Raw genomic sequence first — 22,445 nt, 5'->3', positions numbered from 1 at the left:
CCTCATTTGCGATAGTGGCCGTTCTGGTGCCAGCGCCAGGCATCGGCGATCATCGTCTCTAACGTGGACCTTTTCGGCGACCAGCCCAGTTCCTCACCGGCGCGGACCGAGCCCGAGACCAGCTTGGTGCAATCCCCGGCGCGGCGCGGGCCGACGGTATAGGGCACCTCTCGGTTGGTAACGGCCTTGGAATGGCGGATCACCTCCATTACCGAAAACCCGGATCCGGTGCCCAGGTTGAACACCCGGCTGCCCTTGCCCTGTTCCAGCCAGTTCAGCCCCAGCACATGCGCGTCGACCAGATCGCAAACATGGACATAGTCCCGGATGCAGGTGCCGTCGGGCGTGTCGTAATCGGTGCCGAACACGGTCAGCCCGTCGCGCTTGCCGTCGATCGCGTCCAGCATCAGCGGCACCAGATGCGTCTCGGGGCGGTGGAACTCACCCACGTCGCCATCGGGATCGGCCCCGGCGACGTTGAAATAACGGAAGATCACATGGTTCAGACCATGTGCGGCCTCGAAATCGCGCAAGATCTCCTCGATGGCGCGTTTCGAGGCGCCATAGGCGTTCAGCGGCTCTTGCGGGGTATTTTCGTCCAGCACCACGTTGTCGTGATCGCCATAGGTGGCGCAGGTCGACGAGAACACGAAGTTCAGGCACCCGGCATTTATGGCGGCCTCGATCAGGGTCAGCGATCCGGTGACATTGTTGGACCAGTACCTGCCGGGTTCCGACATCGCCTCGCCCACCTGGCTGAGGGCGGCGAAATGCATCACTGCGGCGGGTCGGTATTTGGCAAACACCTCATCCAGCCGCGCCCGGTCCAGCAGATCGCCCCGTTCAAATGGTCCGAATTTCACCGCGTCCTGCCAGCCGGTGATCAGGTTGTCATAGGTGACGGGCGTGTACCCGGCACGGGCCAGCGCCTTGCAGGCGTGCGACCCGATATACCCGGCCCCGCCGGTCACAAGGATATGCGTCATTGGAACATCCAGTTTGTCGTGTGACGCGCCGCCCGGCGGCGGCGGGTCGGAATGTTGTCGCGGCGAAAGATCAATCCAGCCCCATCGCGGCCATCATCTCTTCAAGCTTGGGCACATCCTGGGGGTTGTTGAGCTCCCAGAACTGGCGGCCCCTGGCCTCGACCTCGACGCACAGAACCTGACGGCCGTTTTCCATGAACCGCAGCTGCTCCAGCCCTTCCAGTTGTTCCAGCGGGCCAACGGGCCAGGCGGGATACGCCGCCAGCGCGTCGGGGCGATAGGCGTAGACGCCGACATGGTGGAACACCGGTGTCGGGTCCTCGCCGCAATAGGTCTGCGCGGTATAGGGAACCACCTCTTTCGAGAAATACATCGCGCTGTGATCGGCGGCGAAAACGGCGGTGGTGCCGCCGACGCGCCCGTGTTTGCGGTCATTCAGCAGGCTGTTCAGCGCGTCGCCGTCGCAGCGCAGAACCGGCGTGGCCACTCCGGCCCCGGGTGCGGCGCGCAATCCGGCGATCAGGTCTTCGACGAACCAGTGTGGTGTCAGCGGTGCGTCGCCCTGCAGGTTCACCACGATCTCATAGCCCGCGCCCAGCACGGCATGCGCTTCGGCGCAGCGTTCGGTGCCGTTGCCGCAGGATTCGGATGTCATCACCACCTCGGCCCCGAACCCTTCGGCCACTTCGCGGATGCGGTCGTCATCGGTGGCGACCACCACCTTATCCACGCCCGAGACCGAACAGGCGGCGCGCCAGGACCGTTCGACCAGCGTCATCGACACACCGCTGGCCCCGGTCAGCGGCACCAGCGGCTTGCCCGGATAGCGGGTCGAGGCGTAACGGGCGGGGATGGCGATCAGAACGGACATCAGGCCTCCTTCAGGTCAACACCCGGAGCGTAGGCGATGAAGAACGGGTTTGCATAGCCGTCCTTGCCGTAGGTCAGCGGGGTGTGGTCGTCAAACCGCACGACCTTGCCGCCCGCACCGGCCAGAACCGCGTGGCCGGCGGCGGTATCCCATTCCATCGTGCGCCCGACACGCGGATAGATGTCGGCCTCGCCGGTGGCGACCAGACAGAACTTCAGCGACGAGCCCGCGCTCTTGCTGTCCTGTACCTGATATTTGTTGATGTAGTCGTCGGTGGCCTGATCGCGGTGCGACTTGGACGCCACCACCAAAAGCGCCGAATTGTCCGGATCAGACACGGAAATCGGCGATACATCACCCGGCTGTTCCTTGTCCAGCGCGCCGGTTTCCTCGACCGATTTGCCGTCAGACAGCGTATAGAACATACGGCCACGCGCCGGGGCATAGACCACGCCCCGGGTGGGCACGCCGTTTTCGACCAGCGCGATGTTGACCGTGAAATCGCCGCGCCGGTTGATGAATTCCTTGGTGCCGTCCAGCGGGTCGACGATCAGGAACGTGTCGCCCTTTTCCGAATGCGAGGCGGCCTGTTCCTCGGTCACCAGCAGGATATCGGGGAACGCCTCGCGCAGACCCGCCGAGATCAGCGCATCCGCGGCCTCATCCGCCTCGGTCACCGGACTGGCGTCGGACTTGACCTTCACGTCGAAATCATCCGCTTCGTAAATCTGCATGATCTTGTCCCCGGCCTGCAGGGCCAGACGTCGGATGACGGGGATGAGGGCGTCATAGGTCACAAAAAAGCTCCGTTCCTGTGATTTGTTGATCGGAAATCCTGACGGCCTTATGATGTGCCGGTTACGGAACGGCAAGAAAATCGTGGCAGATTGCAGGCAATAAAACGGGAAAGACGCTTCGGGTGTTTTATTTCAGACGAAATCAGACGCTGCTGGGCGGCGCGTTCACAACGGCGGAGCTGGTGTTCCACGCGGTTGTGCGCAATGTCCGGTCGCAGCATTCGAACGCGGTTCTGGCGATCGTCATCAACATCCTGCAGGTTCTGGTGCTGGTTCTGGTGTTCTACCTGATCATGTCCTTCATGGGCGCGCGCGTCGCCAAGATCCGCGGCGAATTCATTCTGTACCTGCTGTCCGGCGTGTTTCTGTTTCTGACCCATATCAAGGCGGTCAGCGCGGTTGCCGGTGTCAGCACCGGCAACAACCCAATGATGCTTCATTCGCCGATGAACATGATGGTGATGCTGTTGGCCAGCGCCTGCGGATCGCTGTACACGCAGATGATCTCTATCATTGTGATCCTGTTTCTTTACAGCGTCGCGGTATCCCCGATCGAGATGCAGGACCCCGGCGGCGCATTTGCGATGCTGATGCTGGCCTGGTTCACCGGCTGCGCCGTCGGCGTGGTGCTGATGGCGCTGAAACCGTGGATGCCCGCAACGTCCGAGATCCTCAAGAATATCTACCGGCGGCTGAACATGATCTTTTCGGGCAAGATGTTCGTGGCAAACGCGCTGGGCGGGGTGACCTTGGCCATGTTCACGTGGAATCCGCTGTTTCACATCATCGATCAGTGCCGCGGCTTTGTCTTCCGCAACTATTTCCCGCGCAACACCAATTGGGAATACGCGCTTTGGGTCGGGTTGGCACTGCTGCTGATCGGGCTGCTCGGGATCTTCTTCACCCGCCAGCATGTCTCGCAAAGCTGGGGCGCGCGCCGCTAGGAGGCGACCCGCAGGGTCAGGTTGATACGCCCGCCTTTGGGTAGCAGTTTTGACGATCCGAACCGGATGCGGTCGATCCCGTGATAGGTCAGCCGCGCCGGTCCCCCCATGATCACAACATCGCCCGAGCACAGCCAGATCGATTCCGTCTTGCCGCCCCGCGTCGTGTTGCCGATCCGGAACAGCGCGTCATCCCCCAGCGAGATCGACAGGACCGGCCACGAGAAATCCGCCTCGTCATTATCCTGATGCAGCCCCATCCGGGCACCTTCGCCGTAATAGTTGATCAGACAGCAATCCGGGTCCCGGTCCGGGCTGGCCAGGTTGCGCCAGATGTCGAGGATTGTGTCGGGGATCGCGGGCCAGAGACCGCCTTTGGGATGTTCGGGCTGATACCTGTAGCCCGCCTTGTCGGTGACCCAGCCCAGCGCTCCGGCCGAGGTCATGCGCACCGACATTTCCTTGCCGGACGGTGTCACCGGACGGAACAACGGTGCTGATTTCAGAATCGGCCGCAACAGCCCGATCAGCTGCGCCTGCACATTCCCGTCCAGATATCCTTTTCTGATATCAAATCCGCGCAAAAGCAGCCGCGCCATTCAAGATTCCCCAATCCTTGCCAAAAGCTTGCCAAAAAGGCCGCAGATTCCCGAAAACCTGCCTTTTACACCGCTTGCAGGCCTTTCCCGTCGCCCTTATATACGCCGGGACGCGCGATGGTGTAGGGCCGTTGCGCATATCAGATCGGGGCCGGGTGCCATAACGGGTCCGCACCCCGGACATCGCCTTGAAGAGAAAGGGATTGAACATATGGGAAAAGTAATCGGGATTGACCTCGGAACCACCAACTCGTGTGTGGCCATCATGGACGGCTCGCAGCCGAAGGTCATCGAAAACGCTGAAGGGGCGCGGACCACGCCCTCGATCGTCGCCTTCACCGAAGATGAGCGACTGGTCGGTCAGCCTGCAAAACGTCAGGCGGTCACCAACCCCGACAACACGATCTTTGGCGTCAAGCGTCTGATCGGTCGTCGTGTGGATGATGCAGAAGTCGAAAAAGACAAGAAAATGGTGCCGTATGCCATCGTCAATGGCGGCAACGGCGACGCGTGGGTCGAAGCCCGCGGTGAAAAGTACTCCCCAAGCCAGATCTCGGCCTTCACTCTGGGCAAGATGAAGGAAACCGCCGAGAGCTATCTGGGTGAGGAAGTCACGCAGGCCGTCATCACCGTTCCGGCCTATTTCAACGACGCTCAGCGTCAGGCCACCAAGGACGCAGGTAAAATCGCCGGTCTGGAAGTACTGCGGATCATCAACGAACCGACAGCGGCTGCGCTGGCCTATGGTCTGGACAAGGAAGACACCCAGACCATCGCGGTCTATGACCTGGGTGGCGGTACCTTCGACGTGACCATTCTGGAAATCGACGACGGGTTGTTCGAGGTCAAATCGACCAACGGCGACACCTTCCTGGGTGGTGAAGACTTTGACATGCGCATCGTCAACTACCTGGCGGATGAGTTCAAAAAGGAACACGGTGTCGATCTGTCGGCGGACAAGATGGCCCTGCAACGTCTGAAAGAAGCTGCTGAAAAAGCCAAAATCGAACTGTCCTCGACCTCGCAGACCGAAATCAACCAGCCGTTCATCTCGATGGGATCGAACGGTCAGCCGCTGCACATGGTCATGAAGCTGACCCGCGCCAAGTTGGAATCGCTGGTCGGCGATCTGATCAAGAAGTCGATGAAGCCTTGCGCCGCCGCGCTGAAAGACGCCGGTCTGTCGGCAAGTGACGTGGACGAGGTTGTTCTGGTCGGTGGTATGACCCGGATGCCGAAGGTGATCGAAGAGGTCACCAAGTTCTTCGGCAAAGAGCCGCACAAGGGTGTGAACCCGGACGAAGTGGTTGCGATGGGCGCCGCCATTCAGGCCGGTGTTCTTCAAGGCGACGTCAAGGACGTGGTACTGCTGGACGTGACCCCGCTCAGCTTGGGGATTGAGACGCTGGGTGGCGTGTTCACCCGTCTGATCGACCGCAACACCACGATCCCGACCAAGAAATCTCAGGTCTTCTCGACCGCCGAGGACAACCAGAACGCCGTGACCATCCGCGTGTTCCAGGGTGAGCGTGAAATGGCCTCGGACAACAAGATCCTGGGTCAGTTCAACCTTGAAGACATCCCGCCCGCACCGCGCGGCATGCCGCAGATCGAGGTGACCTTTGATATCGACGCCAACGGCATTGTCTCGGTTTCGGCCAAGGACAAGGGCACCGGCAAAGAACAGAAGATCACCATTCAGGCGTCTGGCGGTTTGTCCGACGAGGACATCGAAAAGATGGTCAAGGACGCCGAGGAGAACGCGGAAGCCGACAAGGAACGCCGCGAATTGGTCGACGCCAAGAACCAGGCGGAAAGCCTGATCCATTCGACCGAAAAGTCGATGGAAGAGCATGCCGACAAGGTCGACCCGACGACCATCGAAGCCATCGAACTGGCCATCGCCGCACTGAAGGACGAGCTGGAATCGGAAAATGCCGACAAGATCAAGTCCGGCATCCAGAACGTCACCGAAGCGGCGATGAAGCTGGGCGAGGCCATCTACAAGGCGCAGTCGGAAGAGGCAGAGGATGAGCCTGCAGCGGCTGACGCGGCGCCTGCCGAAGACGATATTGTCGACGCTGAGTTCGAAGATCTGGACGACGACAAGCGTAACTAACGGGAAACCGGGCCAATTCGGGCCGGTCCGGTTGCCGGGCCGGCCCGATTACGTTGAGGCAGAAGGAAACACGGATGTCAAAACGCGACTATTACGATGTGCTCGGCGTGTCCAAGGGCGCATCGGCGGATGAAATCAAAAAGGGTTTTCGCAGGAAAGCCAAGGAATTGCATCCGGATCGCAACAAGGACAACCCGGATGCCGAGGCGCAGTTCAAAGAAGCCAACGAGGCCTATGACGTTCTGCGTGATGCCGACAAAAAGGCCGCCTATGACCGCTTTGGACACGCCGCGTTTGAAAACGGCATGGGAGGCGGTGGCCGCCCGGGTGGCGGTTTTGGCGGTCAGGGCGATTTCTCCAGCGCGTTCTCGGATGTTTTCGACGACCTGTTCGGCGATTTCATGGGCGGCCAGCGCGGCGGTGCCGGCGGCGGACGCCGCGCAGCGCGCGGTTCGGACCTGCGCTATAACCTGCGGGTGTCGCTAGAAGAGGCGTTTTCCGGTCTGCAAAAGACCATCACTGTGCCCGCCGCCGTGGCCTGTTCCGCCTGCGACGGATCAGGGGCCGAGGGCGGTGTCGAGCCGACCACCTGCCCGACCTGCTCCGGCATGGGCAAGGTGCGCGCGCAGCAGGGTTTTTTCACCGTTGAACGCACCTGCCCGACCTGTTCCGGTCTGGGTCAGATCATCAAGAACCCCTGCAAGTCCTGCAACGGCGCGGGCCGCGTCGAAAAAGAACGCGCCTTGTCCGTCAACATTCCCGCCGGTGTCGAAACCGGCACCCGAATCCGTCTGGCCGGCGAGGGGGAGGCCGGAATGCGCGGCGGTCCTCCGGGTGATTTGTATATCTTCGTCGAAGTGTCGGATCACAAGCTGTTCGAGCGGGACAGCGTGAACCTCTATTGCCGGGTGCCGGTCAGTATGGCCAAAGCGGCACTTGGCGGGTCGATCGAAGTGCCTACCATCGACGGTGGCCGTGGCCGGGTGCAGATACCCGCAGGCAGCCAGTCGGGCCGCCAAATGCGCTTGCGCGGCAAGGGCATGCCCGCTCTGCGGGGCGGCGGCGTTGGCGACATGTTCATCGAACTGGCCGTCGAAACGCCGGTCAACCTGACCAGCCGCCAGAAAGAGCTGCTGCGGGAATTCGACGATCTGGGTGAAGATAACCATCCGGAATCAAAAAGCTTTTTCTCTTCCGTCAAGTCCTTTTGGGACGGCATGAAAGGCTGACTCGGGCTATTCGGGGGCTCTGCCCCCGCCGCCCTGCGGGCGACTCCCTCGAGGAATTTTTGGCCAGATGAAGCACGGGATCCTGTTTTAATCCGGCTGCAAATATGCAGGGGGGCGAGGCAGGGCCTTGCAATTTTCCGCCAGCGGTCAACCTTGCGAATTGGCCTTATTTTGTTGCCGGATGTGGCCATATGATCCGCAGATTGATGCTTGATTTTCTGCGTCGCTCCTGAGATTGTCCGCACCAACCGTTGGGGTGCCCCGAATTGGGGGCTGAGAGGCGCAGATGCGCTAACCCATCGAACCTGATCCGGGCAATACCGGCGGAGGGAACGGTCTTAACACTGCACAGACGTTTTCCACGCCCCGTTGCCCAAGAAGAGTTGGAACAACGACATGGCGCCTATCGCTTTGACAATCGCCGGATCCGACAGCGGCGGCGGGGCCGGCATTCAGGCCGACCTCAAGGCGATGTCGGCGCTGGGCGTTTATGGCGCCAGCGTGATCACCGCTGTAACGGCGCAAAACACGCAGGCCGTGACCGCGGTGCATGGCATTCCGCTGGACGTCATTTCGGCCCAGATCGACGCGGTTCTGACCGATCTGGACGTGGGTGCAATCAAGATCGGCATGCTGGCGACGCCTGAAATCATCTATGCCGTGGTGGAAGGCATCGCCCGGTTTACCGGTCCGGTCGTGCTTGATCCGGTGATGATCGCCAAATCGGGCGATGCGCTGCTGGCGCAGAACGCGGTGCAGACATTGCGCGACGTGCTGCTGCCGCGCGCCTCGGTGCTGACCCCGAACCTGCCAGAGGCGGCCTGCTTGCTGGGCAGCCTTGAGGCAGCGACACCGGATCAGATGATCGATCAGGGGCTTGCCCTGTGCGGGCTGGGCGCGGGTTCGGTGATGATGAAAGGCGGGCATGGGCGCAGTGAAAACTGCCACGATCTGCTGATAGATGCATCCGGCCGGGTTGCCGAGTTCACAGCGCCGCGTCTGGACACGCGCAATACGCACGGGACGGGGTGCACCCTGTCGTCTTCAATTGCCGCCGGGCTTGCAAAGGGGCTGGGCCTGACCGACGCCGTCGCCCAGGCGCATGAATATCTGCAAGGGGCCATCACCCGGGCGGATGAGTTGAATATCGGTCGGGGGCATGGGCCGGTGCACCACTTTCACCGGGTGTGGACGGCGTGACGGTCTGGTCTGTCATAGGTGCAGGCGTGGCCGGGTTGGCCGTGGCCAGCGAACTGACGTCGCGCGGCGCCAGCGTGCAGGTGTTCGACCCCGGCGGCCCGCCCGGTGCGCATGGGTGTTCGTGGTGGGCCGGTGGCATGCTGGCCCCGTGGTGTGAATATGAAAATGCCGAGGAACCGGTTCTGCGACTGGGGCGCGCCGCGCTGGACTGGTGGGCCGCGCGCACGCCGCTGCACCGGCGCGGCACGCTGGTTGTGGCAGGTCCGCGCGATCTGCCGGATCTGCGTCGGTTTGCCCGCAGAACCGAAGGGTTTGAACAAGTCGATCGGGCGGATATCGCCGCGTTAGAGCCTGATCTGGGCGGGTTTGCCAATGGCCTGCATTTTGCCGAGGAGGCGCATCTGAACCCGCGGCAGGCGCTGGGTGATCTGTACCGGCAGCTTCAGGATCGGGGCGCTGCGTTTCATCACAAACTCGCGCCTGCACGGCTGGAAAACGCCATCGACTGTCGCGGCTTGCATGCGCGCGAGGTGCTGCATGATCTGCGCGGGGTCAAGGGTGAGATGCTGGTGATCCGCTGCCCCGACGTGACCCTGACCCGCCCGGTGCGCCTGTTGCATCCGCGCATGCCGCTTTACATCGTGCCGCGTGGCGACGGCATCTACATGCTGGGCGCGACGATGATCGAAAGCGAAGACAGCAGCCGCATCACCGCGCGGTCGATGCTGGAACTGCTCAGCGCGGCATATGCGCTGAACCCCGCCTTTGGTGAGGCGGAGGTGCTGGAAATCGGTGTCGATCTGCGCCCGGCCTTTCCCGACAACCTGCCCCGCATCCGCCGGCTGGGGCGGACGATCTATGCCAACGGGCTGTATCGCCACGGATATCTGCTGGCACCTGCGCTGGCGCAGGGCGTGGCGGATCTGGCGCTGGAAAACAAACATTCGGAGATGGTCGATGAAGATCGTGCTTAACGGAGAGGCGCGCGAGGTGCTTGCCGGGACCCTTTCGGAATTGCTGACGGAATGCGGTTATTCGGGCCGTGTCGCCACTGCGGTGAACGAGGGTTTTGTGCCGTCCAGCCTGCGGGTCGCCCACAAACTGTCCGAGGGCGACCGGGTCGAGGTCGTCGCACCGATGCAGGGGGGCTGAGGATGAAGACGTTCTACGGCACTGAACTGCCGAACCCGCTGATGCTGGGCACTGCGCAATATCCAAGCCCGGCCATTCTGGAACGCGCGTTTCGCGCCAGCGGGGCCGGGGTGGCCACCGTGTCGCTGCGCCGCGAATCCGGGGCCGGGCAGACCTTTTGGTCCATGATCCGCGACCTGGGGGTGCGGGTCCTGCCCAACACGGCCGGCTGCCACACGGTCAAAGAGGCGGTGACCACCGCCCATATGGCGCGCGAGGTGTTCGACACCCCCTGGATCAAGCTGGAGCTGATCGGCCACACCGACAGCCTGCAACCGGATGTGTTCCAACTGGTTGAGGCCGCGCGCATCCTGACCGAGGACGGGTTTCAGGTCTTTCCCTACACCACCGACGACGTGATCGTGGGCGAGCGGCTTCTGGGAGCGGGGTGCGAGGTGCTGATGCCCTGGGGTGCGCCGATTGGCTCGGGCCGGGGGCTGAGCAACGAATACGCCCTGCGCGCGATGCGGGCCGCGTTTCCCGATGTGCCGCTGGTGATCGACGCCGGCATCGGCCTGTCCAGCCACGCCGCGCGCGCGATGGAACTGGGATTTGACGCGGTTCTGCTGAACACGGCGGTCGCGCGGGCCGGTGATCCGGCCGCAATGGCGCGGGCGATGATGCTGGCCATCGAGGCCGGCCAACTGGCCCATCAGGCCGACCCGATCGAGCCGCGCGATATGGCCGAGCCGTCGACGCCGGTGATCGGAAAGGCGTTTCTGTCATGATTCTGGACCGGTTCTATCCGATTTTCGACCATTCCGACTGGCTGCGCCGGATGCTGCCGCTGGGTATCAAGCTTGTCCAGCTACGCATCAAGGACCAGCCCGACGACGTGGTGCGCACGCAAATCGCGATCTCGGATCATCTGTGCCGGGATCACGGCGCGGTGCTGGTTGTCAACGACTACTGGCAGGCCGCAATCGAGGCCGGCTGCGACTGGATACATCTCGGGCAGGAAGATCTGGACGATGCCGATTTGAAGGCGATCCGCAAGGCGGGAATAAAACTGGGCGTGTCCACCCATGACGATGATGAGCTTGAGCGGGTTCTGGCCATGGACCCGGATTATGTGGCGCTGGGTCCGGTCTATCCGACGATCCTGAAAAAGATGAAATGGGAACAGCAGGGCCTGCCGCGCGTAACCGAATGGAAGGCCCGCGTGGGCAAGACCCCTCTGGTCGGCATTGGTGGAATGAGCGTCGAACGCGCTGCGGGTGTGTTGCGGGCGGGGGCGGACATTGTCTCGGTCGTTACCGACATCACCCTGAACGCCGACCCCGAATCCCGTGTCCGCCAATGGATCGAGGTCACGCGATGAGCCGCTATGCCCGCCAGACGATCCTGCCTGGTATCGGCACCGCCGGTCAGGCCCGACTGTCCGCGGCGCGGGTTCTGGTGGTCGGCGCTGGCGGGCTGGCCGCGCCCGTATTGCCGTTGCTGGCCGGGGCAGGCGTGGGGCATCTGACGATCCTGGACCGCGATCATGTTGCCCTGTCGAACCTGCACCGCCAGACGCTGTTCACCGAACAGGATTGCGGGCGCCCCAAGGCCAAGGTTGCGGCGGTACGGTGCCGGGCGCTGAACAGCGACATCACGGTCTGCCCGGAATTGCTGGCGCTGACCGGGGAGAACGCGGGTGAATTCGTGGCGCAGGCGGATATCGTTCTGGATTGCGCCGACAGTTACGCGGCCAGCTATATGCTGTCGGACCTGTGCGATGAGATTGGCAAGCCGCTGATCAGCGCATCGGTGCTGGGGCTCTCGGGTTATGTCGGCGGCTTCTGCGGCGGGGCGCCCAGTTTGCGGGCCGTCTTTCCAGATGCGCCGGACAGCGGTGCAAGCTGTGCCACGGCCGGTGTTCTGGGCCCCGTTGTCGGCATGATCGGCGCGATGCAGGCGCAGATGGCGATGAACCTGATTCTGGGCCTTGACCCGTCACCGCTGGGGCAGGTGGTTCAGGTCGACGCGCAAACGCTGCGCTGCACGACATTTCGGTTCGACACGGCCCCGGAACCCGCGCAGCGTTTTGCCTTCGTCTCACCCGGCCAGTTAACGCCCGACGATCTGATTGTCGAGCTGCGCGGTGTGGATGAAGCCCCCGAGCCCATACACCCGCAGGCCCGGCGTATCGCGCCGGAACACCTGAGATCAGAGCCTAACACGGGCCAAAGACTGGCGCTGTGCTGCGCCACGGGTCTGCGTGCCTGGCGTGTGGCAGAAGAATTGCAACCGGATTGGCCGGGCGAGATCGTCCTTGTCGCGGCCGCAACCTCGTGAACGAAAAGGAAACGCGAGACATGAAAAAGCTGATCACAGCCATCGCCCTGCTGGCCGCCGCGCCGGCCTGGGCCGAGGACAAGATGACGGTGCTTCTGGACTGGTTTATCAACCCCGATCACGGCCCCATCATCGTGGCACAGGAAAACGGCTATTTCGCCGATGAAGGGCTGGAGGTTGAGATTGTCCCGCCCGCTGACCCGTCTGCGCCGCCGCGTCTGGTGGCTGCCGGTCAGGCCGATCTGGCCGTGTCCTATCAGCCGCAGCTGCACCTGCAGATTCACGAGGGCCTGCCCCTGAAACGCGTTGGCACGCTGGTTGCGACGCCGCTGAACTGCCTGCTGGTGCTGAAAGACGGCCCGATCGAAACGCTTGCCGACCTCAAGGGCCGAAAGGTCGGGTTTTCGGTTGCCGGTGTTGAAGAGGCGATCCTGACCGCTATGCTGAACGCACATGGCGTTGCGCTGGATGATATCGAGATGATCAACGTCAACTTTTCACTGTCACCCTCGCTGATGACCGGTCAGGTGGATGCGGTGATCGGGGCGTTCCGGAACTTTGAGCTTAACCAGATGGACATCGAAGGCGTCGCGGGTCGCTGCTTTTACATCGAGGAAGAAGGCGTACCGCCTTATGACGAGCTGATCTATGTCGCCAACCCCGACACGATGGACGCCGACAAGGTCGCGCGGTTCCTGGCCGCCACCGAAAAGGCCACGCAGTTTATCGTCAACAACCCGGAAGAAAGTTGGGAAATTTTTGCCGCCACCTCGCCCGAATTGCAGGATGAGCTGAACGCCCGCGCCTGGGTCGATACGCTGCCGCGTTTCGCGTTGCGCCCGGCGGGCTTTGACGCGGGCCGCTATGCCCGGTTCGAAGCGTTTCTGAAAGACAGCGGCATGATCGACAGCATCAACCCGGTCAGCGACATCACCATCGACGTGACCGCGCAATGAGCGCGTATGGCCGGGCCTTTGCACTGATGCGCGACGCGGCGCAGGGGCCGTGGCGGGACTATACCCGCCACGCCTTTGTCGAGGGGATGAAGGACGGCACCCTGCCGCGCGCCGCATTCCTGCACTATCTGCGGCAGGATTACGTGTTCCTGATCCACTTCTCCCGGGCCTGGGCGCTGGCGGTGGTGAAATCGGAAACCCATGCGGAAATGCTGACTGCCGTGGCAACCGTCAACGCGCTGGTGGCCGAGGAAATGCAGCTTCATATCGGGATCTGCGAGGCGGAAGGCATTTCCGGCGAGGAACTGTTCGCAACCCCGGAACGCGCCGAGAATCTGGCCTATACGCGCTTTGTCCTCGAAGCCGGGTACAGTGGCGATCTGCTGGACCTGCTGGCGGCGCTGGCCCCTTGTGTGATGGGTTATGGCGAGATCGGCGCGCGTCTGGTCGCCGAGGCAACATCCGACACCTATCGCGGCTGGATCGACACCTATGCAGGCCCGGATTATCAGGGCGCTTGCAAGGCGGTGGGGGATCTTCTCGATCAGGCTCTGACCCGGCGGATCGGCGCGGATTTCCAGACCGCCCCGCGGTGGGAGCGCCTGTGCCGGACCTTCCGCACTGCCACCGAGCTTGAGGTCAATTTCTGGCAAATGGGCCTGACCCCATGACCCCGGCGCCCGACCTGACCATCAGCGGCACGGCCACCATCGACGGCGCGACCCTGTTCGCGCCGCTGACCCTGACCCTTGGGGCGGGGCAGTGGACCTGTCTGCTGGGCGGCTCGGGCGTTGGCAAAACCACTGTTCTGCGCCTGATTGCCGGGCTGGAGACCGGGGCGGAGTTTACTGGCGAGATCACCGCCGGAGACGGCCTGCCGGTGCAGCAGCGGGTCGCTTATATGGCGCAGGACGATCTGCTGATGCCGTGGGCGACGGTGGCGCAGAATGTTTCGCTGGGCGCGCGGCTGCGGGGCGAAAAGCCGGACCTGGCACGCCGCGACCGGCTGATCGAACGGATGCGGTTGCAGGATCACATGGGCAAGAAGTCCGACGCATTGTCCGGCGGGCAACGGCAACGGGTCGCCCTGGCCCGTACCTTGATGGAGGACCGGCCGATCGTTCTGCTGGATGAGCCGTTTTCGGCGCTGGATGCCCGGACACGCGCCGATATGCAGGATCTGGCCGCCGAAGCGCTGGAGGGCCGCACCGTCCTGCTGGTGACGCATGATCCGGGCGAAGCCGCGCGGTTGGGTCAGTCGATCACGGTGATGACCCAGCACGGGCTAACACCCTGTGCGCCGCCGCACGCCCCCGCGCCGCGAAAGGTAGACGATCTTGAAACGCTGGAGACGCAGGGCGCATTGTTGCAGCTGCTGCGGGAGGCGGCGGGATGAAGGCGCTTTCGGCCCTTGCCGCAACCCTGTTTGCGCTGGCGATCTGGCAGGCGATCGTCACCCTGACGGGCCTGCCCAAATTCATCCTGCCCGGCCCGGCCCTGGTGGCCGAGACCTGGTGGCAGAACCGCTGGGTGATCGCGGAACACACGTGGATCACGGCGGTCGAGGTGGTGATCGGCCTTGCCTGCGGCACGATTCTGGGTGTCGTTACCGCGTTGCAACTGGCCAATTCGCGCGCGGCCCGGGTGCTGGTGCAGCCAATGCTGGTCTTCACGCAGGCGCTGCCGGTCTTTGCTCTGGCGCCGCTGCTGACGCTTTGGCTGGGCTATGGTCTCTGGTCCAAGGTGGCGATGGCGGTGCTGATCATCTATTTCCCGATCACATCGTCCTTTTTCGACGGGCTGATGCGAACCCCGCCCGGCTATCTGGATCTGGCCCGGACGATGCAGGCCAGCCCGCGCAGCGTTCTGTGGCATATTCGTATCCCGGCAGCCTTGCCTTCGCTGGCCTCGGGGATGCGGCTGGCTGCCGTCTACGCGCCCATCGGGGCGGTGATCGGCGAATGGGTGGGGTCGTCGCAGGGGCTGGGCTATCTGATGCTGCTGGCCAATGGCCGCGCCAAGACCGATCTGATGTTTGCGGCGATGCTGACGCTGGGGGTTTTTTCGATCCTGCTGCATCTGATCATCCGCCGCGCCACCGCGCGCATGGCAGGTGAGATGCGTTAACCATTCGGAAACCGATTCTGCCTCAGACTTGGGGCATGACCCAGGACGCCTTTGCCGAAGCCCCGATGCTGTTTGAAAGTGACGAAGCCCCGGTGCAACCGCTGCCCTCGGGACGGTTGCCGTCCTATATCAAGGATCACCGCAAACGATTGCGGGACAGGTTCATGTCCGGTGGCTCGGCCGCGATGCCGGATTACGAGCTGTTGGAGCTGGTCCTGTTCCGCTCGATCCCGCGACAGGACGTAAAGCCGCTGGCGCGGGCGCTGATGGATACGTTCGGCGATTTCAACCGGGTGCTGACCGCGCCCGAGGAACGGCTGCGTCAGATCAAGGGCGTGGGCGATACTGTCATCACCGACCTGAAAATCCTCGAAGCCTGTGCCCATCGGATGGCCCGCGCCCGGGTGATGCAACGGCATGTGATTTCGGGCTGGGATGCGCTGCTGGATTATTGTCATACGACCATGGCCCATCGCGAGACCGAGCAGTTCCGGGTGTTCTATCTGGATCGCAAGAACGTGCTTATCGCGGATGAGGAACAGGCCAAGGGCACGGTCGATCACGTCCCCGTCTACCCGCGCGAGGTCGCCAAACGCGCGTTGGAGCTGAACGCCTCGGCCCTGATCCTGGTGCACAATCACCCGTCCGGTGATCCGACCCCGTCGCAATCGGATATCGACATGACCAACCGGATTCAGGATGCCTGCGTGGCGCTGGGCCTGACATTGCACGACCACCTGATTATCGGCAAATCGACCGAACTCAGCTTTCGGTCCGAAGGCTATCTTTAGGCGTCACCGCACCCAGACCTCGACCCGGCGGTTGACCTTCCGGCCCCAGTCGGTGTCATCACAGGCCATCGGCATCGCCTCGCCAAAGGCGTCAACCTCCAGCGTGACGCTGTCGGGGATCGCGGTTTCGACCGCGGCCAGAACGGCGTTGCGCACCGTTTGCGCGCGCAACCGCGCGATCCGGGCATTTGCGGTGGCGGCACCGTCCCCGTCGCTGAAGCCGACAAAGACCAGCCTGCGCGCGTCCAGCGTTCCGGCCTCAAGCTGCTGCGCCAGTTGCCGGATGTTCGACCGGGATTGCGCGTCTGGCCGGGACGAGCCCGCCTCGAACCGGAAGGACAGGGACAACCGGGACATCGGCCGCAGGGTTCGGACCATGCGCTGTACTTCGTCCAGCCCGACTTCGGACGCGCCGCTGGCGACCGCGTTGGCCAGGCGATCCCCTTGCAGGCCGATGCGCATCACTTCGGGGGCCTGATCTACAAAGCCCGCCTTGCGGATCGCCATCTGCGCGTCGGCGCTTTGGGTATAGGCCAGAAACTGCCGCGCGATCCGTGGCAGGCGGCGTTCGGGCAGATACAGGAACATGGGTGAGGTCAGCGGATAATCCTCGGTCTTGATGGATTGCCGCGTGGCAACCAGCGCGTGACCACAGCCCCCGGCCAGCGGCAAGGCCCGCACCGGTTCAGTTTCGGCCTGACTGGCGATGCCCAGGGCAAAGGGATCATCCGCGACGACCTGCACCAGATCGCCGCTGCTTTCATGCCGCGTGACCTGATCCGACAGCGCAGCACCGGCCGGGCCCAGCAACCGATCTTCGAACCCCTGCGCCAGACCCGATCCCGCATCGGGCAGATGCAGCGCGATCGGCGCGTCCGGCCCGCCCAGATCGGACCAGTTCACGATCTCTCCGGCAAAAACCCGCACCAGATCATTGGGCGAGATTTGCCGCACGGGGTTGTCCCGGGCCACAATGGGCACCAGAGCGTCCAGCGCCACCACCCGCGACCGGCGCGCATGGGTCAGGTCGCCCAACCCCGCACCTTGCGCTGCCTCACGCTCGGCCGGTCGGATTTCGCGCAGGGCCATGACGACGTCGGTCTGATCCTCAATCAGATCCGTGAATCCCCGCCCGGTATTTGCGGCGCTGAAGATGAACCGGCCCAACGGGGCCGCGCGCCCGGTCTGATGCAGCTCATATTCCATCTCGTCCGGGGTCAGGTGTTGCGATGTCACCGACAGCCCCTCTTGCCGGGCAAAACCCCAAAGCAGGGTGGGTACGACCTGTGTGGCCATCACGGAAGAGCCGGAAAATCGGACCTCCGCCACGAAATCGGTCAGGCTGGGGCAGGCGGGGCCGTCACAGCTCACGCCCGAGCCATCGACCGTCAGTTCGCCGAACTGGGTATCAAGCCGGTAGAACTCGCCATCGAAGCCCAGAAGAGTGCCGGTGACCTCAACCTTGCCGTCATGGGACGTCAGGGTGATGTCCTGCGCATACGCCCCTGATGCGAGGGTTGCCGAAAACAGTGCAGCCGCCGCCGCACGAAAGAATGTCATCAGAAAGTCGAGCCTGCCTGCGGTTTACTTTGCCGCGATTGTCAGGTCTTGGAGCAGATTATTCAACACCAGAAACTCACCCGTCTGCGAACAGTCGGGCAGGGCCAGCGTGAAATCGCGCGACCGCAATTGCCGGTCAGCGCGCAGTTCCAGCGATTGCACGCTCAGATCGCGGCCACAGTTCTGCGGCGTCACTTCAGCTTCGACCGTCAGCGCGATCGAGCCCGACTGATGGGCCTGACCGGCGGGGAAGGAATAGACTTCGACATTCCGCCCGTCGCCGATCCCGGACTGGCCCAGATGCACCACATGGCCGGTGCCACGGGTTTCGGGGTCTGCCGATACATGGCCCTTGCCGCCGTAATTCGCGCCAAATTCCAGCGCGTGAATCTGCAGCTCGGTCTCGCCCTGCCATTGCAGCGCGACGCGGGTATAATGGGCCATGTCGGGAATGTGAGTGGTGGCCACGGTTCCCTGCTCGTCATCCAGCGAGATCAGGAAAATCGCGTATTCCGACAGGGCCGGTATCGTCAAATCCAGCTTGCCCTTTGCATCCGTTTGCTGGGTCACGGTCAGGCCGCTGTGATGCACCTCGACCCGTTCATTGCCGTGACAGGGCGCCTTGATCGTCAGCCGCGCAGCGGCACCGGGCACGGCGCGGGCGCGGGCGCTCAGGCTGCAATCGGCACGGTCAGAATGGGCTGACCGGGTGGGCCGCAGCGTCCGGCGCGCAACTTCGGTTTCCGGAATTGCATCGGTGGCCGAAGGCGAGGAGGTCAGAACAATTCCTTCGAGCCCGGAAATGGCCGGAGCCTGTTCCGTGGTCACAGCTTCGGCGACCCGCGCATTATCCCGTTGCGCGGGGGTTCCGTTCTGCATCAGGTAACCGATGGCCAGGGCACAGGCGACCGTGCCTCCGGTGGTCACGTAGTTCTTTATTACAAACAAGACACCCTCCCCAGTTGAAGGAGCGAGTCGCACACTGATCCTGAATCACGGCCAATATGTGGCCGTGGGGCGGACTCATTGTGTCTGAATTGCGTGACGTCAGGTCAGACGGCCGTGGCAGTGTTTGAACTTCTTGCCAGAGCCACAGGGGCACCGGTCGTTGCGTGACGGGTTGCCCCAGGTTTCCGGATCATCCTCGACAAAGCCCGGGCGCGGATCGCCCGAAGCTTCCGCCTCGGCCACCGCTTCGGCCTGATCTGCGGCCTGATCCACGGCTCTTTGCGCCTGCGCCTGCTGGGCCGCCATCTGGGCCAGCATCTCTTTCTGTTCCTCTTCGGTCAGAGGGCGCACACGTGACAATTGCTGGGTCACGGTTTCACGCAGGCTATCCAACATGCCTTCGAACAGCTGGAAGCTTTCGTTCTTGTATTCGTTCAGCGGATCGCGCTGGGCATAGCCGCGGAACCCCACGACCGAGCGCAGATGTTCCAACGTCAGCAGATGCTCGCGCCATTTGGCGTCGATGGTCTGCAGCAGCACCTGCTTTTCGATATTGCGCATGTTTTCGGGGCCAAACGCGACCGCCTTCTGCGCCATCATCTCGTCTGCGGCCTTGACCAGACGCTCGCGTACCTGTTCGTCATCCACACCTTCCTCGGCGGCCCAGTCCTGAACCGGGGCGTCGATGGTCAGCTTGTCTTTGATCGCTTCATGCAGGCCATCCGTGTCCCACTGATCGGCGTAGGATTTCGGCGGCATGTATTCGTCGATCAGATCGTCGATCACCTGCTCGCGCATGTCCGAGACGATCTCGGACAGGTCATCCGAGGACATGATCTCGCGCCGCTGGCTGAAGACAACCTTCCGCTGGTCGTTCATCACATCGTCGAATTTCAGAACGTTCTTGCGCATGTCAAAGTTGCGGCCTTCGACCTTGGATTGCGCCCGTTCCAGCGACTTGTTCACCCAGGGGTGGACGATCGCCTCGCCCTCTTTCATGCCTAGCGTGGTCAGAACCTTGTCGAGCCGCTCCGAGCCGAAGATGCGCATCAGGTCGTCTTCGAGGCTCAGGTAGAACACCGTGCGGCCCGGGTCGCCCTGACGGCCCGAACGGCCGCGCAGCTGGTTGTCGATGCGGCGGCTTTCATGGCGTTCGGACGCCATCACATAGAGGCCACCGGCGGCCAGCACTTTTTCCTTTTCCTCGGCATGGCGCGCCTCTTCCGCGGCGCGCAGGTCCAACGGGTCGGCCTCGGGGTTTTCGGCCAGGGCCTGCAACACCTTCATCTCGACATTGCCGCCCAGCTGAATGTCGGTACCGCGCCCGGCCATGTTGGTGGCGATGGTCACCGCGCCCAGTCGGCCGGCATCGGCGACGATCTGCGCCTCCTGCTCGTGTTGGCGGGCGTTCAGGACGTTGTGTTCGATGCCTTCCTTCTGCAGCAATTGGCTCAGCAGTTCGGATTTCTCGATCGAGGTGGTGCCCAGCAGGACCGGCTGGCCCTTTTCCTGCGCTTCCTTGGTCTGTTCGATCATCGCGCCGTATTTTTCGCCGGCGGTGCGATAGACCTGATCATCCTCGTCCAGGCGGGCAATCGGCTTGTTGGTCGGAACCTCAACCACACCCAGACCGTAGATCTCGGCAAATTCCTCGGCCTCGGTCAGCGCGGTGCCGGTCATGCCGCCCAGTTTGTCATAGAGGCGGAAATAGTTCTGGAAGGTCACGCTGGCCAGCGTCACGTTCTCGGGCTGAATCTGCACGCCTTCCTTGGCTTCGATGGCCTGATGCAGACCTTCGGACAGGCGGCGACCCGGCATCATCCGGCCGGTGAATTCGTCGATCAGAACCACGTTGCCGTCCCGGACGATATAGTCCTTGTCGCGCGTGAACAGCTTGTGCGCGCGCAGGCCCTGATTGACGTGGTGCACGACCGTAGTGCTTTCGGGATCGTACAGGGAATGCCCCTCGGGGATCAGGCCCGCCGCGATCAGTTGCTGTTCCAGAAACTCGTTGCCTTCATCGGTGAAGGTCACGTTGCGCGACTTTTCGTCCAGCGTATAGTGGTCGTCCTGCAGCGACGGGATCAGGCCGTCGATGGCGGTATACAGATCGGACCGGTCCTGCGACGGGCCCGAGATGATCAGCGGTGTCCGCGCTTCGTCGATCAGGATCGAGTCCACCTCGTCCACAATCGCGAAATTGTGGTGCTTTTGGTAAATTTCGGCCAGATCGGCCTTCATATTGTCGCGCAGATAATCAAAGCCCAGCTCATTGTTGGTGGCATAGGTGATGTCACAGGCATAGGCGGCTTTTTTCTCGGCATCGGGCTGGCCCGACCAGATCACGCCGGTGGTCATGCCGAGCGCGCCAAACACCTTGCCCATCCATTCGGCGTCACGCTTGGCCAGATATTCGTTGACCGTCACCACATGCACGCCCTTGCCGGTCAGCGCGTTCAGATAGGCGGGGAAGGTGGCGACCAGCGTCTTGCCTTCACCGGTTTTCATTTCCGAGATATTGCCCTGATGCAGGAACGCCCCACCCATCAGCTGTACATCAAAGGCGCGCAGACCCAGCGCGCGCTTGGCACCCTCGCGGACATTGGCAAAAGCTTCGGGCAGCAGGTCGTCCAGCGCCTCACCATCCAGTGCACGCTTCCGCAGTTCGGCGGTCTTTTCGATCAGACCCTCATCCGACAGCTTTTCGAACTCGGGTTCCAGCGCATTGATCTTTTCGACCAGCGGGCGGGTCGCCTTGATCTTGCGGTCGTTCGGTGTTCCGAACACCTTTTTGGCGAGCGTTCCGAGTCCCAGCATGTTCACTCCAGCGGATCTGTTCTTGTCTTGGTTGCGACAGGCTTGCCCACCTTGCGCGCAACCCATAGATACGGGGGGTGAAAGGCGGCCCTGTCCAAGGCTTCAAAGCGATGTAAGCGGCAGGTTCCAGAGTGTCAACGCCACGCCCTGTCGCGGCAAAGAAATAGGATGATTCCATGCCCAAAGGCCTCACTTTTCTGCCAGCGCTGGCCCTGACTGCCGCGATGGCGCTGCCGCTTGCCGCCGAAACCAGGCCCGATGCCTCGACCGTAGTGGCGCGTGTTAACGGCGATGAGATCACATTGGGTCACATCATCGCCACCGTCGCCAACCTGCCCGCGCAATATCAGCAGGCCGAGGATGACGTCCTTTTTGACTTCGTTCTCGAGCAGTTGATCCAACAGCAATTGCTGGGCCAGACTCAGGACACTCTGACAACGCGAAATGCGTTGACGTTAGAGAACGAAAAGCGATCCCTGCAGGCTGTGCAAACGGTCGCCGCCCTGACGGATGAAGCGGTGACCGAGCAGGCCGTGCAGGCGGCCTACGATGAAAAATACGCCGACTTTGCCGGTGAAGATGAATTCAACGCCAGCCACATTCTGGTCGAGACCGAGGAAGAGGCCGGAGAAATCAAGGCGCAACTTGATGATGGCGCCGATTTTGCCGAGATGGCCATTGAGAGGTCCACCGGCCCTTCAGGCCCGAACGGTGGCGAACTGGGTTGGTTCGGCAAGGGCCAGATGGTGCCCGAGTTTGAAGCCGCCGTTCTGGATCTGGAAAAGGGTCAGGTATCGGACCCGGTGCAAACGCAGTTTGGCTGGCACGTTGTCATTCTGAACGACAAACGCAAATCCAAGGCGCCGGAACTGGAGTTTGTGCGTGAAGACCTGGCGCAGGCACTCCAGCAGAACGCGATACAAGCCCATATCGACGAACTGACCCAGCAGGCACAGATCGAACGCCCTGCCCTGGAAGGGTCGGGCCCCGAACTGATGCGCCAGTTGGACCTGATCGAGGAGTAAGCCCA

General features: G+C 62.6%; 22 protein-coding genes and 1 riboswitch. Of the genes, 15 read left to right on the top strand and 7 right to left on the bottom strand.

The genetic code is table 11. The annotated features are described in order from the left end of the window. Window positions 1-2 precede the first annotated feature (2 nt). From galE to cysQ, 3 genes are all read right to left on the bottom strand, one after another. Complete coding sequence (gene galE, locus ACR0D8_RS14595) at window positions 3-986, bottom strand: UDP-glucose 4-epimerase GalE (RefSeq protein WP_480647541.1); 984 nt, start codon at window positions 984-986, stop codon at window positions 3-5. 70 nt (window positions 987-1,056) lie between these two features. Next, window positions 1,057-1,857 (bottom strand): 3-deoxy-manno-octulosonate cytidylyltransferase, encoded by an 801-nt coding sequence (locus ACR0D8_RS14590; RefSeq protein WP_480647539.1) that lies wholly within the window; start codon window positions 1,855-1,857, stop codon window positions 1,057-1,059. Then, window positions 1,857-2,654 (bottom strand): 3'(2'),5'-bisphosphate nucleotidase CysQ, encoded by a 798-nt coding sequence (gene cysQ / locus ACR0D8_RS14585; protein WP_480647537.1) that lies wholly within the window; start codon window positions 2,652-2,654, stop codon window positions 1,857-1,859. Before cysQ ends, ACR0D8_RS14590 begins: the two co-directional genes overlap by 1 nt. A gap of 122 nt (window positions 2,655-2,776) precedes the next feature. Here cysQ and ACR0D8_RS14580 point away from each other — a divergent pair, with 122 nt between their 5' ends. Continuing rightward, on the top strand, window positions 2,777-3,598 hold the full coding sequence (locus ACR0D8_RS14580) for an ABC transporter permease (protein WP_475156124.1): 822 nt from the start codon (window positions 2,777-2,779) through the stop codon (window positions 3,596-3,598). Here the strand turns inward: ACR0D8_RS14580 and ACR0D8_RS14575 are convergent. After that, window positions 3,595-4,197, bottom strand: coding sequence for an alpha-ketoglutarate-dependent dioxygenase AlkB family protein (locus ACR0D8_RS14575; protein WP_480647535.1), 603 nt, complete (start codon window positions 4,195-4,197; stop codon window positions 3,595-3,597). The two genes, ACR0D8_RS14580 and ACR0D8_RS14575, sit on opposite strands and share 4 nt — an antisense overlap. Before the next feature lie 211 nt (window positions 4,198-4,408). Here ACR0D8_RS14575 and dnaK point away from each other — a divergent pair, with 211 nt between their 5' ends. The 13 genes from dnaK to radC all read left to right on the top strand — a co-directional run bounded on the left by dnaK (window position 4,409) and on the right by radC (window position 16,090). Continuing rightward, complete coding sequence (gene dnaK / locus ACR0D8_RS14570) at window positions 4,409-6,316, top strand: molecular chaperone DnaK (RefSeq protein ID WP_480647533.1); 1,908 nt, start codon at window positions 4,409-4,411, stop codon at window positions 6,314-6,316. Window positions 6,317-6,390: 74 nt separating this feature from the next. After that, complete coding sequence (gene dnaJ, locus ACR0D8_RS14565) at window positions 6,391-7,545, top strand: molecular chaperone DnaJ (RefSeq protein WP_480647531.1); 1,155 nt, start codon at window positions 6,391-6,393, stop codon at window positions 7,543-7,545. 242 nt (window positions 7,546-7,787) lie between these two features. After that, a riboswitch (TPP riboswitch) is annotated at window positions 7,788-7,894 on the top strand. Between the two features lie 47 nt (window positions 7,895-7,941). Next, on the top strand, window positions 7,942-8,745 hold the full coding sequence (thiD, locus tag ACR0D8_RS14560) for a bifunctional hydroxymethylpyrimidine kinase/phosphomethylpyrimidine kinase (RefSeq protein WP_480647530.1): 804 nt from the start codon (window positions 7,942-7,944) through the stop codon (window positions 8,743-8,745). Further along, complete coding sequence (locus ACR0D8_RS14555) at window positions 8,742-9,719, top strand: FAD-dependent oxidoreductase (protein WP_480647528.1); 978 nt, start codon at window positions 8,742-8,744, stop codon at window positions 9,717-9,719. Before thiD ends, ACR0D8_RS14555 begins: the two co-directional genes overlap by 4 nt. Beyond that, entirely contained in the window at window positions 9,703-9,897 is a 195-nt protein-coding gene (gene thiS, locus ACR0D8_RS14550; RefSeq protein ID WP_475156096.1) for a sulfur carrier protein ThiS, read from the top strand. Before ACR0D8_RS14555 ends, thiS begins: the two co-directional genes overlap by 17 nt. Window positions 9,898-9,899: 2 nt before the next feature. After that, on the top strand, window positions 9,900-10,664 hold the full coding sequence (locus ACR0D8_RS14545) for a thiazole synthase (protein ID WP_480647526.1): 765 nt from the start codon (window positions 9,900-9,902) through the stop codon (window positions 10,662-10,664). Continuing rightward, window positions 10,661-11,257, top strand: a complete 597-nt coding sequence (locus ACR0D8_RS14540) for a thiamine phosphate synthase (protein ID WP_480647525.1) — start codon at window positions 10,661-10,663, stop codon at window positions 11,255-11,257. Before ACR0D8_RS14545 ends, ACR0D8_RS14540 begins: the two co-directional genes overlap by 4 nt. Beyond that, the gene (locus tag ACR0D8_RS14535) at window positions 11,254-12,216 is read left to right on the top strand and encodes a HesA/MoeB/ThiF family protein (protein WP_480647523.1); all 963 of its coding nucleotides are present in this window, start codon (window positions 11,254-11,256) and stop codon (window positions 12,214-12,216) included. The genes ACR0D8_RS14540 and ACR0D8_RS14535 overlap by 4 nt, the downstream gene beginning before the upstream one ends. 20 nt (window positions 12,217-12,236) lie before the next feature. Then, window positions 12,237-13,172 (top strand): ABC transporter substrate-binding protein, encoded by a 936-nt coding sequence (locus tag ACR0D8_RS14530; protein WP_480647520.1) that lies wholly within the window; start codon window positions 12,237-12,239, stop codon window positions 13,170-13,172. Continuing rightward, the gene (gene tenA / locus ACR0D8_RS14525; RefSeq protein WP_480647518.1) at window positions 13,169-13,843 is read left to right on the top strand and encodes a thiaminase II; all 675 of its coding nucleotides are present in this window, start codon (window positions 13,169-13,171) and stop codon (window positions 13,841-13,843) included. The genes ACR0D8_RS14530 and tenA overlap by 4 nt, the downstream gene beginning before the upstream one ends. Further along, window positions 13,840-14,568, top strand: a complete 729-nt coding sequence (locus ACR0D8_RS14520; RefSeq protein ID WP_480647517.1) for an ABC transporter ATP-binding protein — start codon at window positions 13,840-13,842, stop codon at window positions 14,566-14,568. The genes tenA and ACR0D8_RS14520 overlap by 4 nt, the downstream gene beginning before the upstream one ends. After that, window positions 14,565-15,299, top strand: coding sequence for an ABC transporter permease (locus ACR0D8_RS14515; RefSeq protein ID WP_480647515.1), 735 nt, complete (start codon window positions 14,565-14,567; stop codon window positions 15,297-15,299). Before ACR0D8_RS14520 ends, ACR0D8_RS14515 begins: the two co-directional genes overlap by 4 nt. Window positions 15,300-15,334: 35 nt before the next feature. Beyond that, the gene (radC, locus tag ACR0D8_RS14510; protein ID WP_475156072.1) at window positions 15,335-16,090 is read left to right on the top strand and encodes a RadC family protein; all 756 of its coding nucleotides are present in this window, start codon (window positions 15,335-15,337) and stop codon (window positions 16,088-16,090) included. Window positions 16,091-16,093: 3 nt separating this feature from the next. Here radC and ACR0D8_RS14505 read toward each other — a convergent pair whose 3' ends face one another. The 3 genes from ACR0D8_RS14505 to secA all read right to left on the bottom strand — a co-directional run bounded on the left by ACR0D8_RS14505 (window position 16,094) and on the right by secA (window position 21,415). Further along, on the bottom strand, window positions 16,094-17,650 hold the full coding sequence (locus ACR0D8_RS14505; RefSeq protein ID WP_480647513.1) for a phosphate ABC transporter substrate-binding/OmpA family protein: 1,557 nt from the start codon (window positions 17,648-17,650) through the stop codon (window positions 16,094-16,096). A gap of 24 nt (window positions 17,651-17,674) precedes the next feature. Next, window positions 17,675-18,598, bottom strand: a complete 924-nt coding sequence (locus tag ACR0D8_RS14500; RefSeq protein WP_480647511.1) for a hypothetical protein — start codon at window positions 18,596-18,598, stop codon at window positions 17,675-17,677. Window positions 18,599-18,697: 99 nt separating this feature from the next. After that, window positions 18,698-21,415: a preprotein translocase subunit SecA gene (gene secA, locus ACR0D8_RS14495; RefSeq protein ID WP_480647509.1), complete on the bottom strand. Its 2,718-nt coding sequence runs from the start codon at window positions 21,413-21,415 to the stop codon at window positions 18,698-18,700. A gap of 176 nt (window positions 21,416-21,591) precedes the next feature. Here secA and ACR0D8_RS14490 point away from each other — a divergent pair, with 176 nt between their 5' ends. Next, the gene (locus ACR0D8_RS14490; protein ID WP_480647507.1) at window positions 21,592-22,440 is read left to right on the top strand and encodes a peptidylprolyl isomerase; all 849 of its coding nucleotides are present in this window, start codon (window positions 21,592-21,594) and stop codon (window positions 22,438-22,440) included. Window positions 22,441-22,445 lie beyond the last annotated feature (5 nt).

It is taken from the genome of Ruegeria sp. BG10, assembly GCF_056538575.1.
The sequence above is the reverse complement of the archived record's forward strand: the minus strand, read 5'-3'. Positions and strand labels throughout refer to the sequence as shown.